The following is a 14,629-nucleotide window of genomic DNA, read 5'->3' as shown; positions in this document are numbered from 1 at the left end:
GGGTGCGGATGCCGGAGCGTGTCACGCTCATCGGAGATCGGCTTTCTGCACACTGCGCAGTTCGCTCTTCACGTCTTTGAGCTCATCGCGCAGGCGTGCCGCCAGTTCGAACTGCAGCTCTTTGGCTGCCTGAAGCATCTGCTCGTTGAGCTCGGCCGCCAGCTTCGAGAGCTCTTCGACGCCGTGGGCGTCTTCGAATCGGGGGGCCGGGCCTGCGTCTCCGGTGGAGCCGATCGTGGTCTCGACCCCGACGGCGTCGGCGGTCTTCTGATGGCCGCGGCCGTGTTTTGCCGCCGCGCCTCGGCCTTTGCGACCGTGACCCGACATGAGTTCTTGGGTGTCTTGGTCTTCGCGGATGATCTGGTCGGTGATGTCGGCGATCTTCTTTCGCAGCGGCTGCGGGTCGATGCCGTGGTCGTCGTTGTACTGCTTCTGGATCTCGCGCCGCCGATTCGTCTCATCGATGGCTCGACGCATCGAGTCGGTGACGGTGTCGGCATACATGTGCACCTCGCCGCTGACGTTTCGTGCGGCTCGACCGATCGTCTGCACCAGTGAGGTGGTCGAACGCAAGAACCCCTCTTTGTCGGCATCGAGGATCGCTACGAGGCTGACCTCGGGAAGGTCGAGTCCCTCGCGCAGCAGGTTGATGCCGACGAGCACGTCGAAGGTGCCTCGGCGCAGTTCGGTGAGCAGCTCGACGCGGCGCAGCGTGTCGACGTCGGAGTGCAGGTACTCGACGCGCACGCCGTTGTCTGCGAGGAACTCGGTGAGGTCTTCGGACATCTTCTTGGTCAGCGTGGTGACGAGCACGCGTTCGCTGCGGTCGACGCGCTGCCTGATCTGTTCGAGCAGGTCGTCGATCTGTCCCTTGGAGGGTTTGACCACGACGAGCGGATCGAGCAGGCCGGTGGGGCGGATGATCTGCTCGACGACGCCGTCGGCGTGCGACAGCTCGTACTGCCCTGGGGTGGCCGAGAGGTAGACGGTCTGCCCGACGCGGTCTTCGAACTCGCTCCACCGCAGCGGTCGGTTGTCCATGGCGCTGGGCAGGCGGAAGCCGTGCTCGACGAGCGTGCGCTTGCGCGAGGCATCGCCTTCGTACATGCCCCCGATCTGCGGCACGGTGACGTGAGACTCGTCGATGACGGTCAGAAAGTCGTCGGGAAAGTAGTCGAGCAGGCAGTGCGGAGGCTCTCCAGGGGCACGACCGTCGATATAGCGGGAGTAGTTCTCGATGCCGCTGCAGAACCCGATCTGCTCGAGCATCTCGAGGTCGTAGCTGGTGCGCATCTTCAGACGCTGGGCCTCGAGCAGCTTGTTCTGCTTCTCGAATTCGTGCAGCCGCACATCGAGATCGTCCTGAATCTCGCCGATGGCGCGACGCATCGTCTGGTCGCTGGCGACATAGTGCGATGCGGGGAAGATCGCGACTGTGTCTTCGCTCTTCAGGATCTCACCGGTCAGCGGATGCAGCGACGAGAGCGACTCGATCTCGTCGCCGAAGAGCTCGATGCGCATCGCCTGCTCGTCATAGACCGGGATGATCTCGATGGTGTCACCGCGCACGCGGAAGTTGCCGCGCACGAACTCGACGTCATTGCGCTTGTACTGCATATCGAGAAATCGATGAATCAGCTCGTCGCGGTCGATGCGGTCGCCCACGTGCAGCGACAGCATCGCCTGCAGGTATTCGTCAGGGGTGGCCAGACCGTAGATGCACGACACCGTCGAGACCACGACCACGTCACGCCTGCTCAGCAGTGAGCGCGTGGCCGAGTGACGCAGACGTTCGACCTCGGCGTTGACCGACGAGTCTTTCTCGATGAAGGTATCGGTCTGAGGAACGTAGGCCTCAGGCTGGTAGTAGTCGTAGTACGACACGAAGTACTCCACTGCGTTGTTCGGCAGCAGCTCGCGAAATTCGTTGGCGAGCTGAGCGGCCAGCGTCTTATTGTGCGCGAGCACGAGTGTGGGACGCTGCACTCGTTCGATGAGCCATGCAGTCGTCGCCGACTTGCCCGTACCGGTCGCACCGAGCAGCACGACATCGCGCTCGCCATCGCGAAGACGATGCTCGAGCTGATCGATCGCCTGAGGCTGATCGCCGGAGGGCTGATAGGGGCTGACGACCTCGAACGGTCGTACTTCACGGGTCGGCTGCACGGTTACAGTCTAGTCGCAGAGTCGCCTGATATCGAACCTATGTTCGAATGGACGACCTCAGTCGGCGAGAATCGAATTCCACTCGGGATGTCGCTCGAACCACCGCGCCGCATACCAGCAGGTGGGTCGGATGCGCAGCCCGCCCTGCTGGCTGATCAGAGTGACGGCCTGTTCGACTGCCTGGCCCGCGTAGCCATGACCGCGCAGCGCCGGCGGCGTGAAGACATGGGTCAGCGCGATGACGGACTGTCGGTTGATGGAATAGTCGACTGCGCTGAGCAGTGCACCGTCTTCATCGCGCAGAACGAAACGCTCGGCCTCGATGTCTTGTGTGAATGTGGTGCTCATGGCCTCAATGGTAGCGGAGCCCTTCGGCTTTGTCAGCGACGATGCCGCCGACCGATCAGAGGTATGCCGCTGCCATCTGGTGCCAGATCTGCAGAGCGTTGCGCTCGGTATCGGCGATCGTTCCGGAGGCGTCGACCACGAAGTCGGCGATCGCCTCACGCTCTTCTTCGCTGACCTGTGCGGCGACCCGCTGAGACGCCTCGACGACGGTGTACGCACGTTCGGCGATCAGACGATCGATCCGAGTCTGTTCCGGAGCGCTGACGGTCACCACGGCGTCGAATGGCTGGGGCAGGTCGGCTTCGACGAGCAGAGGCACGTCGTAGATCACGATCGACTCGTCCGGAGCTCCGGCGATTCGCTCGGCTACGCGGTCGCGCACCCGTGGGTGCACGATGGCGTTCAGCTGCGCGAGCTTCGCGGGGTCATTGAAGACCTGTTCGGCCAATGCCCTGCGGTTCAGGGTGCCGTCGGAGTTCATCACCTCGTCGCCGAACGTCTCGTGAATCTCGTGCAGAGCGGGCTGTCCGGGTTCGACGACCTCGCGCGACACCTTGTCGGCGTCGATCACACGGGCGCCTTGTCGGGCGAAGATGCCTGCCACAGTCGACTTGCCTGCAGCGATTCCACCAGTGAGTGCGATGACAGTTGGCATGTGTCCACTGTATCGCCCGCGACCCCAGCCGCGGGCTCGACCGCGGGCTCGACCAGGTGCGCATCCCATCCCTGCCGCCGCATGCACACCGTCGCAGGACGCCCCTCGCCCCAGTTCACGCGCCCGCACTCGCACACCGGAGCGACGGTCGCCGCAGAGGGACGCCAGCACGCAGAAGACCGCCCCGCACACCGAAGAACGGTATGCGGGGCGGTCTGTCAGAACTCTCGGAACATCTCAGCGCAACGGCACAAGCCGCCGCGTCTCAGACGCTCCGACGAACTCAGTGCTGCTCGAGCTGCTCCTTGAGCGCGGCGAGCGACGCGTCGTCAGCCAGCGTGCCCTCGTGCTCGTTCGAGCTGTACGAAGTCGCCGAAGTCGACTCGCTTGCACCGAAGCCAGCCTCGGACTCCTTGGCGTTCTGCTCGGCGACCTGCTTCTTGTGGGCCTCCCACAGAGCCTGAGCCTTGGCGTACTCCTGCTCCCACTTCTCGCGGGCCTCTTCGAAGCCGGGCTTCCACTCGTTGGTCTCGGGGTCGAAGCCTTCGGGGTACTTGTAGTTGCCCTGCTCGTCGTACTCGGTCACCATGCCGTACAGCGCGGGATCGAAGTCGGTCGACTCGGGATCGATGCCCTCGTTGGCCTGCTTGAGCGACAGCGAGATGCGACGACGGTCGAGGTCGATGTCGATGATGCGCACGAAGACCTCCTGGCCGACCTGCACGACCTGCTCGGCGAGGTCGATGTGGCGGTTCGAGAGCTCCGAGATGTGCACCAGGCCCTCGATGCCGTCGGCGACACGCACAAACGCGCCGAACGGAACGAGCTTGGTGACCTTGCCGGGGGCCAGCTGGCCGATGGCATGGGTGCGGGCGAAGACCTGCCACGGATCTTCCTGCGTCGCCTTGAGAGACAGCGAGACGCGCTCGCGGTCGCGCTCGACGGAGAGCACCTCGACGGTGACCTCCTGGCCGACCTTGACCACGTCTGACGCGTGCTCGATGTGCTTCCAGCTGAGCTCCGAGACGTGCACGAGGCCGTCGACGCCGCCGAGGTCGACGAATGCGCCGAAGTTGACGATCGACGAGACGACGCCCTTGCGAATCTGGCCCGGGCGCAGCTCGTTGAGGAACGAGGTGCGGGTGGCCGACTGGGTCTCTTCGAGCAGAGCACGACGCGACAGCACCACATTGTTGCGGTTCTTGTCGAGCTCGAGGATCTTGGCCTCGAGCTCCTGGCCCAGGTACGGCGTCAGGTCGCGCACTCGGCGCAGCTCGATCAGCGATGCGGGCAGGAAGCCACGCAGGCCGATGTCGACGATCAGGCCGCCCTTGACGACCTCGATGACCGTGCCCTTGACGACACCGTCGGCTTCCTTGATCTTCTCGACGTCGCCCCAGGCGCGCTCGTACTGCGCACGCTTCTTCGACAGGATGAGGCGGCCTTCTTTGTCTTCTTTCTGAAGAACCAGGGCCTCGACCTCGTCGCCGACCTTGACGACCTCGTCGGGATCGACGTCATGCTTGATCGAGAGCTCGCGTGAGGGAATGACACCCTCGGTCTTGTAGCCGACATCGAGGAGTACCTCGTCGCGGTCGATCTTGACGACGGTACCTGTGATGAGGTCGCCGTCATTGAAGAATTTCAGCGTCTTTTCGACCGCTGCCAGGAAGTCCTCTGATGAGCCGATGTCGTTGACGGCGATCTGCTCGGGGGCCTTCTGGTCGATTTCAGTTGACATTGAGTGGGTACTCCAGTGCGTGTGCTGCTCAGGTCGGGCGAGCTCGGCATTGGCCGCACTCTACTGCTCCCGACGATGGATGTTGGTGTGGACCGCACTCGGCTTGAGCATGATCCATTGTGCAACACTACCGGGTCTGATAAGCACCTGGCAAACACATCACCCGCGACACGCCGCAGTTCTCCAGGCTGACCTCAGCTGTGCCGAAAGTGGTCGAAGCCCAAGTACTCCGTGGGTCGACCACTGAGCAGCACGCCGTGTTCGCCGCGTTCGATCACGGTGCCCACCGCCTCGAAGCCTTCGGGCAGCGCGGCGTCCGCCGCGAACGTGCCGAGCAGGCCGAAGTCCTCCCCTCCTGCCATGACGAGCTCCCACGGGTCGACGCCGAGAGTGTGCCGCGTCCAGCCGAGATCGGCGCAGCGCCCGGCCAGCGCGCCCGAGACGAAGTCGAGGGTGACGTCTGACGCAGCGGCGATTCTGGCGGCGTCGCGCGCGAGCCCGTCTGACACGTCGATGAGAGAGTGCGCGCCGTACGCAGCCGCACGTGCACCCAGCGAGACCGGAGGGTGCGGACGCAGCTGGGCATCCACCGCATGCTGAATCGCGCCGGTGCGCTCGAGGCCGCGCAGGTCAGGATCGTCTGTGCGCTCGCCCATCAGGATGCGCAGACCGGCGGCCGCGAACCCGAGCAGACCGGCATAGGCGACGACGTCGCCGAGCAGCGCGCCGCCGCGGGTCACGGGCTCAGCCACCTCGCCGTAGCTGGTCGCCTGCGAGGTGAACAGGCGGGCGTGTGAGAGATCGCCGCCCCAGATCGACACCTGTGGAGCGAGTTCGTTCACGGCGTCGCGCACACCTCGCGCATACCCGATGAGGTCGGCCACGGTCGCATCGTGTCCGAGACCCAGAGCCATCACCAGCCCGGTCGGCTGTGCGCCCATCGCCCCGATGTCCGAGAGATTGACCGCTGCGGTCTTCCAGCCGACGTCGTACGCGCTGAACTCGGGCAAGACGAAGTCTTCGTGCTCGATCAGCATGTCGCTCGAAGTGACCAGGCGCAGCCCGGGGGTCACCGTGATGACCGCGGCGTCGTCGTTCTCGACCTCGGTCGGGTGCTCCCCCGCCGGGTACGCCTGACGCAGAATCGCGACGATCTGCTCTTCGGCGAGATCGCCGACACGAGTGGCGAGTGAGACCTTCATCAGTGCGCGGCCTTGTTCCAGCTGGTGCCGGTGCCGATGTGCACGTCGAGCGGCACATCGAGACTGGCCGCGTTTCCCATCGCGTCGGTGACGAGATTGCGAACGGCCTCCAGCTCGCCGTCAGCCACTTCGAGGATGAGTTCGTCATGCACCTGCAGCAGCAGCCGCGAGCGCAGCCCCTGCGTCGCGAGACGCCGGTCGACGGCCAGCATGGCGAGCTTGATGATGTCGGCGGCGCTGCCCTGAATCGGCGCGTTGAGAGCGGCGCGCTCGGCGTTGTCGCGCACCCGGCGGTCACGCGAGTGCAGGTCGCCGAAGGGGCGACGTCGCCCGTAGATCGTCTCGGTGTAGCCATCGACGCGAGCCTGCTCGACCACGTTGCGCAGATAGTCGCGCACGCCGCCGAACCGCCGGAAGTAGCCTGACATCAGATCTTTGGCCTCATCGCGCGTGATGCGCAGCTGGTTGGCCAGCCCGAAGGCGCTGAGCCCGTAGACGAGCCCATAGCTCATCGCCTTGACCTTCGAACGCATCTCGGGAGTCACTTCGTCGGGAGTCACGCCGAAGACCTTCGAACCCACGTAGCGGTGCAGATCCTCACCCGAGTTGAACGCCTCGATCAGGCCTTCGTCGCGCGAGACGTGCGCCATGATGCGCATCTCGATCTGCGAGTAGTCGGCGCTGATCAGCGTCTCGTACTCGGGAGCCGAGACGAACTGATCGCGAATGCGCCGCCCCTCTTCGGTGCGCACCGGGATGTTCTGCAGATTGGGGTCGGTCGAGCTCAGGCGGCCGGTCGCGGTGCCGGTCTGCTGATACGTCGTGTGGATGCGACCGTCATCTGCGACGGTGCGACGCAGACTGACCACCATCTGGGCGAGCTTGGTCGCGTCGCGGTGTGCGGCGAGCAGCTCGAGGAACGGGTGCTGCGTCTGCTCGTAGAGCGCGGTGAGCGCCGCCTGGTTGGTCGAGTAGCCGGTCTTCGTCTTTCGTGTCTTGGGCATGCCCAGCTCGTCGAAGAGCACCTGCTGCAGCTGCTTCGGGCTGGCCAGGTTCGTCTCGTGCCCGATGACTTTGTAGGCCTCTGAGGCGATGTCGCGGGCCTTGTCGGCGAAGCTGTCGCCGAGCTGTTCGAGCCCGTCGACGTCGACTGCGATGCCGGTCGCCTCCATCTTCGCCAACACGGGTGAGAGCGGCAGCTCGATGTCGCGCAGCACCTGACCGCCGCGGGTGGTGTCGAGCGAGCGCACGAGCTCGCGCCCGAGCACGAGGGTCTGCCATGCGGCGAGCGCGGTGTCGCGGTCTGCCCCCGACGGCGCTGCTGAGCCGTCCGCGGTCGACGAAGCCTCCTCGCCTGCCTCGCCCGCAACGTCGAAGAGCGCGTCATCGGCGACCTCATGCTCGAACTGCGAAGTGAAGAAGAGGTCTTCGCTCGCGCGCAGCGAGTAGTCGCTGCGCGTCGAATCGAAGAGGTACCAGGCCAGCTCGGAGTCGAGCACGATCCCACCTACGGCCTCCCCCACACTGCGCTCCGCCGCGTCACGCGGCGCGGTGATGCCTGCACGGTCGAGCTCGTGCAGCATCTGCTTGAGGCCGTGCACCGCTTTGGGGTGCTCGCCTGCCAGCCACTGATGCAGAGATTCGCGGGTCGTCGTGTCAGAGCCGCCGGGAAGCGCGGCGACGCGCGACTCGTCTGCCGTGGCGAGCGCCATGGCGATGGGGCCGCCGTCGGCGATCTCGAATGCCAGACCGACCGTGGCATCCGCCCCGAGTGACGCAGCCCAGGCGAGCAGCGCCGTCACCGAGGCGGCCTTGGTCGCTACTGGGGGTTCGGCCGTGATGACCGGCACCGGCAGACCGCCGTTGTGCGTCTGCCCGAACGAGGATGCCGTGGTCGCCTGAGCTGGCGCACTCGCGTTCGCACCGGCTCCGTTCGGTCCGGCGTCGATGCCGCTGACCGGCACCGCACGCTGCTTGACCTTGTGCAGCTGCCCGTCGAGCCCCTGCACACGCGCCTTCATGGTGCGCAGCTCGAGTTCGGTGAAGACCTGTTCGACGCGCTCGTGATCGACGCCACGCACTTTGAGGTCATCGAGGGTGACGGGCAGCTCGAGATCGCGGCGCAGCCGGTTCAGCCGACGGTTGCGCTCGACGTCGTCGATGTGTGCCCGCAGGCTCTCGCCCACCTTGCCCTTGATGGCGTCTGCGCTGGCGATGATGTCGTAGACGTCGCCGTACTTGTTGATCCATTTGGCCGCGGTCTTTGGCCCCACGCCGGGCACGCCCGGCAGGTTGTCGCTGGTCTCGCCGACCAGGGCGGCGATGTCTGGGTAGTGCTCGGGCGGCACGCCGTACTTCTCGTGCACGGCATCAGGGGTGAAGCGGGACAGCTGGCTGACGCCTTTGACCGGGTAGAGCAGCGTCACGTTCTCGTCGACGAGCTGAAAGGTGTCGCGGTCGCCGCTGACGACCAGCACGTGCTCGCCGGCCTGCTCGGCGACGAGGCTCAGTGTGGCGAGGATGTCATCGGCCTCGAAGTTCTCTTTGGTGATGACCGTGATGTTCATCGCTTCGAGCACCTGCTGCAGGTGCTCGACCTGACCTTTGAACTCCTCTGGCGTCTCGCCGCGCGTGCCCTTGTACTCGGGGTACTCCTCGGTGCGGAACGAGTGACGCGAGAGGTCGAAGGCGACCGCGATGCGAGTCGGACGTTCTTTGTCGAGGAGGTTCAGCAGCATCCCAAGAAAGCCGTGGATGGCGTTGGTGTGCAGGCCCGACTCAAGCTGGAAGCTCTCGGGCGGCAGAGCGTAGAAGGCGCGGAAGGCGAGCGAGTGCCCGTCGATGACCATCAGGGTGTCTCGGGAGGTGTCAGTCACGCCCACCACCTTACCCGGCGAATCGTGGAGCGGCCCTGCTCGTCTCATGCGGGCTGCCGCGTCGGGTATCGTCTGCTGCACGAGCGATTCCGCACGTCACAGACCCGAAGGAGTGCACATGTCGATCATAGATGCGGCCCGAACGGATGCGGCCCGGCGCCTGCTGGAGCAGCGGGGCACGCTCGGCGAGCTCGCCGAGAAACTGGGCATCGCGTTGGTGAGCCTCTCAGCCGACGAGGCGGTGGCCACGATGCCCGCCGAGGGCAACCGCCAGCCCTATGGCGTCGTCAACGGCGGAGCGTACGTGACCCTCGGCGAGACCCTGGGGTCGTTCGCTGCGAACGTGCACGCGATCGATCGCGACAAGGTGGCGGTGGGCATCGAGATCAACGCGACGCACACCCGCTCGGTGCGCACCGGCACGGTGACCGGCACCTGCCGGGCGCTGCACCTCGGCGGAACGCTGACCACACACGAGATCACGATCACCGACGAGCAGGATCGTCTGATCTCGACGGTGCGCATCACGAACTTTCTGCGCAACGCGTGACCGGGGACCCGGACGGCGCGGCTGCCCGGCGCAGATGACAGACGCAGATGACAGACGCCACACCGGTGTATGTCGGTGTGGCGTCTGATCGAGTCTCTGTCTGATCTCTCTTGTCTGATCTCTGTCTGAGACGGCGTCTGCGTGTCGGTCTGCGACCGTCAGCGGCTATTCGGCGTCGTCGTGGTGCGGCTTGGGATGCTCGCTTTTCGAAGCGTGGTGATCGCCCTTGCCATGGTGGTCGCCTTTGCCATGCTCTTTGCCATGGTCTGGGTCGAGCTGCTGGATGACGGCTTGCGCGACCTCGCGCATCGTGGCGCGACGATCCATGCTGGCCTTCTGAATCCAGCGAAAGGCCTCGGGCTCGGTCATGCCCATGCGCTGGTTGAGCAGGCCCTTTGCGCGGTCGAGCAGTTTGCGGGTCTCAAAACGCTCGACGATGTCGGCGACTTCGTCTTCGAGGGCCTTGAACTGCGCGTGGCGCGAGAGAGCGATCTCGATCGCCGGAATCAGCTCTGCCGGGGTGAAGGGCTTGACCACATAGGCCATCGCCCCCGCCTCGGAGGCCCGCTCGACGAGTTCTTTCTGGCTGAACGCGGTCAGCAGCACGACAGGGGCGATGCCCTCGTCGGTGATGTGCTGAGCGGCGGTGATGCCGTCCATCTCGGGCATCTTGACGTCGAAGACGACGAGATCGGGCTTCAGCTCACGAGCGAGCTCAAGGCCCTTCGCGCCGTCGCCGGCCTCGCCGACGACGTCGAACCCGGCGTCTTGCAGGGTGTCGACGATATCCATGCGGATGAGCGACTCGTCTTCGGCGACGACCACGCGTCGCATCGGTTTGGGGGCTGCGGTTTCATCACTCACACGCCTAGCTTACGGTATGATGACGTCGGCCGTGTGTCGTCGGCCGACCACCGGTCGGTCTTCGATGATGCTGGCCCAAGTGGCGGAATGGCAGACGCGGGGCACTCAAAATGCTCTGCCCGAGAGGGCGTGTGGGTTCGACTCCCACCTTGGGCACTGTTTCGTCTGCCCGGCACCGGTTTTCGGCGATGACGCGCCACGTCTACACTCGTGAGGTGACCACCACCCCGCGCCAGACGCTCACTCGAGTCGCGCAGCGGATCTTTCGAGTGCTCAGCAGCAACTTCGACCTCGTCGGTCTGGTCATCGGGCTGAACCTCTTCTGGGCGTCGCTCACACCATCGCTCATGCCCCGCAGCTGGTACTGGCAGGGGCTGATCAGCGGCATCCTCGTCGTGATCGGCTACGGTCTCGGCACACTCCTGGGCCATATTGTGCGCGCACTGATCAGCTGGCGCCCGTCCAAGGCCCTCGGGCAGCGCGTCTCGCTGGCATGCCTCACGATCGTGGTGGTCGTGAACGTCTACTGGCTGTCGATCTATGTCTGGTGGCAGGACAGCGTGTATCCGCTCAGCGGCTTCACGCGCCCCCAGCTCAGCCTCGTGCAGATCATCGGTCAGACCGTGCTGATCATACTCATGACCATCGCCGTCGCCTGGGGCATCCTGCTGATCGTCCGAATCGGACGACGCGCGATCAGCACGTTCTGGCGCTTCCTGATGCACCGCAGCGGCATACGTCGCATGCCTCCGTTCTTCGGCCGCACGGTGGCCTTCGTCGTGGTCGTCGTGGCGCTGGCCTTAGTGTTCGACACCAGCGTGCGCCCCACACTCCTCGGCGTCATGGACAGCTTCTACACCACGAAGAACGACCGTGACGCCGGGCTCGAACAGCCGACCGATCCGCTGCGATCCGGCAGCGACGCATCCCTCGTCTCGTGGAACTCTCTGGGCTGGCCGGGCAAGACCTTCGTGCAGAGCGGCCCGAGCACCGACGAGATCCAGTCGTTCAACCCGGGACAGCCGACGGTCGACCCCATTCGCGTCTACGTCGGCAAAGAGTTCTCGAACAACATCTCGGAACAGGCTCGCATCGCGGTCAAAGAGCTCGAACGCACCGACGCCTTCGACCGTCAGGCCCTGCAGATCGTGGTCACCACCGGCACCGGCTGGGTCGACACTCAGTCGACCAGACCGCTCGAATATCTCTACAACGGCGACGTGGCGACCGTATCGATGCAGTACTCCTTTCTGCCCAGCGCGCTGTCGTTCGTCTTCGACCGCGACCGCGTGGAGCAGACCGCACGCTCGCTGATCACCGGCGTTCGAGAGGCGGTCGACCGGCACGAGGCGCAGACCGGTCATCGCCCCAAGCTCTTCGTCTACGCGCAGAGCCTCGGTGCGTACGGTACGCAGAACGCCTTTCCCGACCTGAGCGATCTCGTGTCGGGCACTGACGGCATCGTCTTCGCCGGCACGCCCGGCATCAGCGAGACGCACCAGCGTATGACCGCCATGCGCAACGGATCGCCCTGCGTCGAGACCGAGGGCCAGCCGGTGCTGTTCGTCGAGCGTCGCGAAGACATCGACGCGAGCTGTGCGGGGCGGCCGCGCCTGATGTACATGCAGAACGTCTCAGACCCGGTGGTGAAATGGCAGAGCAGTCTGATCTGGCGTGAGCCCGACTGGGTGGCCGCCGAGAAGGCGAAGGGGCAGCTCACCCCGTATTTCACGTGGATGCCCGGGGTCACCTATCTGCAGATGACGCTCGACATGCTCATCTCGGGTTGGGCTCCGGCGCTCTACGGCCACAACTACGGATCGAGCGCCGTTCCGGCCTGGCAGCGTCTCTCCGGCGTGCAGTGGGACGACGCGCGCACCGACCGACTCATGGACACCATCAGGTGAGTCGTCCGGGTCTCAGCGCATGCCCGCCCACGTCGGCACCGCGGCGACGAGCCACCCGACCGCCGGTCCGATGAGACACATCAGGCCTGCGTAGATCAGCATGCGTCGGTAGTACCAGTCACGGATTCTCTCATCCACGTTGGCCAGCAGCATCGCTCCGTTGGTGGAGAACGGGCTGATGTCGACGATGGTGGCCGAGAAGGCCAGCGCCGCGACGAATCCGGCGATGCTCACCTCGCTCTGCTGCAGGAACGGAACGGCCAGCGCGATCACGACGCCGATGATGCCGAGCGACGAGGCCAGGGCCGAGACGAACCCTGCGAGGTAGAAGAGCAGCAGCGCCGCGATCAGCGGTATCGCGATCGCCTGGATCCCTCCAGACACCCACTCCACGGTGCCGGCCGACTCGAGCACGGCGATGTAGGTCAGCACCCCGGTGATCAGCACGAGCACCGACCATGAGACGCGTTTCAGCGCCTGCGTGCCCTCGGACGGGCTGATGCAGGCCAGCACGATCCCGACGCCGAGGCAGACCACGCCGATGTTCAGGTTGAAGATCAGAACCAGGACGACCATGATCGCCAGACCTGTCAGAGTGAGCAGCTGAGACCGGTTGAGGCTCCCGGAGCGGGTGACTGCCCCACCTGCGGCAGCAGTGCTGCCCGCAGCGGATGCGCGAGTCGCATGCTCCGCCATCTCGGGGTCGTCTCGTCCGCGCAGCACGAACCAGGTGACCAGTGCGAAGAGCACGTTGAGCACGAACGGAATGGCGAAGAGCGAGAGCGGAGCGGTCGGCAGACCCTGCTTCTCGAGGTAGCCGTTGATGAACACCCCGTAGACGCTGATCGGAGAGAAGGCTCCGGCCAAGGCGCCGTGGACGACCAACAGGCCCATCATCAGCTGATTCATGCGGTTTCGCCGGGCGAAGCTCAGCGCCAGCGGAGTGATGATCGCGACGGCGAACAGCGCGCCGCATGCGATCAGCACGGCCGTGAGCGCGAAGAAGATCCACGGGGCCAGGTGGTGACGTCTGCCGATCAGCCTCATACAGCCGCCGACGAGCACTTCGATCGCTCCGTTGTTCTGCGCGAAGCCGAACAGGAAGGTCAGTCCCAACAGCGACACGAACAGATCGACGGGGAACCCTGCCCAGATCTCTTTGACGTCCATGCCGAGCATGGTCGATCCGAGGGCGAACGCGGCGACGAATCCGAGCACGCCCATGTTGACGCCTCGCCACGTGGCGAGCACGAACATGACGGCGAGCAGCAGGATTGAGACGACTTCAGGGCTCATGGACGAGTGGCTTTCGGGGTGTCGCACGAGTGACAGGCGGTATCGCCAGCGTCACTGTGCGGAGGTCGGTCTGCGGCGGCTCGTGGCCAGGGCCCGGCGACCGGTGGTATCGGTCATCGGGCCGAGACGATGATACCGTGCTGACGGCCGATGTCGGTCATCCGCGATGCAGAGCCTCGATGAACCGCCGCTTCATCAGTTCGTTGCAGGCGAGGTACGCCAGCGAGATCACGATCACGGCGGCCATCAGCATCCCCGAGACCGCATCCAGCCCGAGCACGCCGGCCAGTGGCGAATAGGGCACCCACAGTGTGAACACGCCCACGATCACGCTCAGCACGACCAGCCCACGGCCCGGACGAGTGCGGAAGAGCGGCCGGGCCGAACGCATGGAGAAGAGCACGATGAGTTCGGTGATCGTCGATTCGAGGAACCAGGCGCTGCGGAACGTCACGTCGTCGGTGTGGAACACCTGCATCAGCACGACGAAGGTGATGATGTCAAAGGCAGCCGACAGCAGCCCGAAGACCAGCATGAAGTTGCGGATCGCCGCGATGTTCCACTGACCGGGGCGCCTGACCAGCTCGTCGTCGAGGCCGTCGACCAGCACGCTCAGCCGCTTGCGTGAGAAGTCATACGGAAGCTCCCCCACGGCTCGCGCGCTCGGGGGCACGGTGGCCTGGGCGAGCACCGCCTGATCGAGCGGATTCGCGAAGCCGGTCTGCAGCCCGGCGTTGAGCACGGCCAACCGGCCGACCGCCTCGTCAGAGCGCCCCGACGGATCGGCCGCGAGGTCGAGGCCGGCCGACCCGATCGTCACGGTGCCCGTCTTGTCTGTGCAGAGAACCGAGACCGAGCCGAGATCTTCGATGGCGTCGAGCCGCTTCACGATCACCTTGCGGCGGGCCATCTTGCGTGCCCCCGTCGCCAGGCTGACCGAGGTGATGGCCGGCAGCATCTGCGGAGTCAACCCGATCGCGAGCGCGACCGCGAACATCAGTGCCTCCAGTACCTCGCGACTGCA

The 14,629-nt window shown here is 65.3% G+C and carries 11 protein-coding genes and 1 tRNA gene; 3 read left to right on the top strand and 9 right to left on the bottom strand.

Annotated elements, in window-relative coordinates:
• Positions 1-27: 27 nt before the first annotated feature.
• The 6 genes from uvrB to polA form a co-directional block, all read right to left on the bottom strand.
• Positions 28-2,166 carry an excinuclease ABC subunit UvrB gene (uvrB, locus tag F8O08_RS06925; RefSeq protein WP_158042912.1) on the bottom strand — a complete coding sequence of 713 codons (2,139 nt, stop codon included), beginning with the start codon at positions 2,164-2,166 and terminating at the stop codon, positions 28-30.
• 57 nt (positions 2,167-2,223) lie between these two features.
• Positions 2,224-2,514: a GNAT family N-acetyltransferase gene (locus tag F8O08_RS06920; RefSeq protein WP_158031532.1), complete on the bottom strand. Its 291-nt coding sequence runs from the start codon at positions 2,512-2,514 to the stop codon at positions 2,224-2,226.
• Between the two features lie 55 nt (positions 2,515-2,569).
• Complete coding sequence (gene coaE / locus F8O08_RS06915) at positions 2,570-3,169, bottom strand: dephospho-CoA kinase (protein ID WP_158042911.1); 600 nt, start codon at positions 3,167-3,169, stop codon at positions 2,570-2,572.
• 283 nt (positions 3,170-3,452) lie between these two features.
• Positions 3,453-4,910, bottom strand: a complete 1,458-nt coding sequence (rpsA, locus tag F8O08_RS06910) for a 30S ribosomal protein S1 (RefSeq protein WP_158031534.1) — start codon at positions 4,908-4,910, stop codon at positions 3,453-3,455.
• 194 nt (positions 4,911-5,104) lie between these two features.
• On the bottom strand, positions 5,105-6,112 hold the full coding sequence (locus tag F8O08_RS06905) for a thiamine-phosphate kinase (protein WP_158042910.1): 1,008 nt from the start codon (positions 6,110-6,112) through the stop codon (positions 5,105-5,107).
• Positions 6,112-8,961, bottom strand: coding sequence for a DNA polymerase I (gene polA / locus F8O08_RS06900; RefSeq protein ID WP_192497741.1), 2,850 nt, complete (start codon positions 8,959-8,961; stop codon positions 6,112-6,114). Before polA ends, F8O08_RS06905 begins: the two co-directional genes overlap by 1 nt.
• Before the next feature lie 145 nt (positions 8,962-9,106).
• Here polA and F8O08_RS06895 point away from each other — a divergent pair, with 145 nt between their 5' ends.
• Positions 9,107-9,538, top strand: coding sequence for a PaaI family thioesterase (locus tag F8O08_RS06895; protein ID WP_158038048.1), 432 nt, complete (start codon positions 9,107-9,109; stop codon positions 9,536-9,538).
• Positions 9,539-9,703: 165 nt separating this feature from the next.
• Here F8O08_RS06895 and F8O08_RS06890 read toward each other — a convergent pair whose 3' ends face one another.
• Positions 9,704-10,372, bottom strand: a complete 669-nt coding sequence (locus tag F8O08_RS06890; RefSeq protein WP_158038226.1) for an ANTAR domain-containing response regulator — start codon at positions 10,370-10,372, stop codon at positions 9,704-9,706.
• 103 nt (positions 10,373-10,475) lie between these two features.
• On the opposite strand from F8O08_RS06890, the gene F8O08_RS06885 reads away from it, so the two are divergent.
• Positions 10,476-10,558 (top strand) — tRNA-Leu (locus F8O08_RS06885).
• A gap of 59 nt (positions 10,559-10,617) precedes the next feature.
• The gene (locus F8O08_RS10835) at positions 10,618-12,309 is read left to right on the top strand and encodes an alpha/beta-hydrolase family protein (RefSeq protein ID WP_192497727.1); all 1,692 of its coding nucleotides are present in this window, start codon (positions 10,618-10,620) and stop codon (positions 12,307-12,309) included.
• Between the two features lie 12 nt (positions 12,310-12,321).
• On the opposite strand, the gene F8O08_RS06875 is transcribed toward F8O08_RS10835, so the two are convergent.
• Positions 12,322-13,605 (bottom strand): SLC13 family permease, encoded by a 1,284-nt coding sequence (locus tag F8O08_RS06875; RefSeq protein WP_158038050.1) that lies wholly within the window; start codon positions 13,603-13,605, stop codon positions 12,322-12,324.
• 157 nt (positions 13,606-13,762) lie between these two features.
• Positions 13,763-14,602 carry a cation transporting ATPase C-terminal domain-containing protein gene (locus F8O08_RS11085; protein WP_158042908.1) on the bottom strand — a complete coding sequence of 280 codons (840 nt, stop codon included), beginning with the start codon at positions 14,600-14,602 and terminating at the stop codon, positions 13,763-13,765.
• Positions 14,603-14,629 lie beyond the last annotated feature (27 nt).

The sequence above is a fragment of the Pseudoclavibacter sp. CFCC 13611 genome (assembly GCF_008831225.1).
GTDB lineage: Bacteria > Actinomycetota > Actinomycetes > Actinomycetales > Microbacteriaceae > Pseudoclavibacter_A.
Note: the sequence above shows the minus strand (reverse complement) of the source record. Positions and strands in the feature narration are given on the sequence as shown.

Bases quoted from the DNA above. Each gene is read 5' to 3' on its own strand.
- F8O08_RS06875 (WP_158038050.1), bottom strand. From the start codon at position 13,605: ATGAGCCCTGAAGTCGTCTCAATCCTGCTGCTCGCCGTCATGTTCGTG.
- F8O08_RS11085 (WP_158042908.1), bottom strand. From the start codon at position 14,602: ATGTTCGCGGTCGCGCTCGCGATCGGGTTGACTCCGCAGATGCTGCCG.
- F8O08_RS06890 (WP_158038226.1), bottom strand. From the start codon at position 10,372: ATGCGACGCGTGGTCGTCGCCGAAGACGAGTCGCTCATCCGCATGGAT.
- F8O08_RS06920 (WP_158031532.1), bottom strand. From the start codon at position 2,514: ATGAGCACCACATTCACACAAGACATCGAGGCCGAGCGTTTCGTTCTG.
- coaE (WP_158042911.1), bottom strand. From the start codon at position 3,169: ATGCCAACTGTCATCGCACTCACTGGTGGAATCGCTGCAGGCAAGTCG.
- F8O08_RS06905 (WP_158042910.1), bottom strand. From the start codon at position 6,112: ATGAAGGTCTCACTCGCCACTCGTGTCGGCGATCTCGCCGAAGAGCAG.
- rpsA (WP_158031534.1), bottom strand. From the start codon at position 4,910: ATGTCAACTGAAATCGACCAGAAGGCCCCCGAGCAGATCGCCGTCAAC.
- polA (WP_192497741.1), bottom strand. From the start codon at position 8,961: ATGGTCATCGACGGGCACTCGCTCGCCTTCCGCGCCTTCTACGCTCTG.
- F8O08_RS06895 (WP_158038048.1), top strand. From the start codon at position 9,107: ATGTCGATCATAGATGCGGCCCGAACGGATGCGGCCCGGCGCCTGCTG.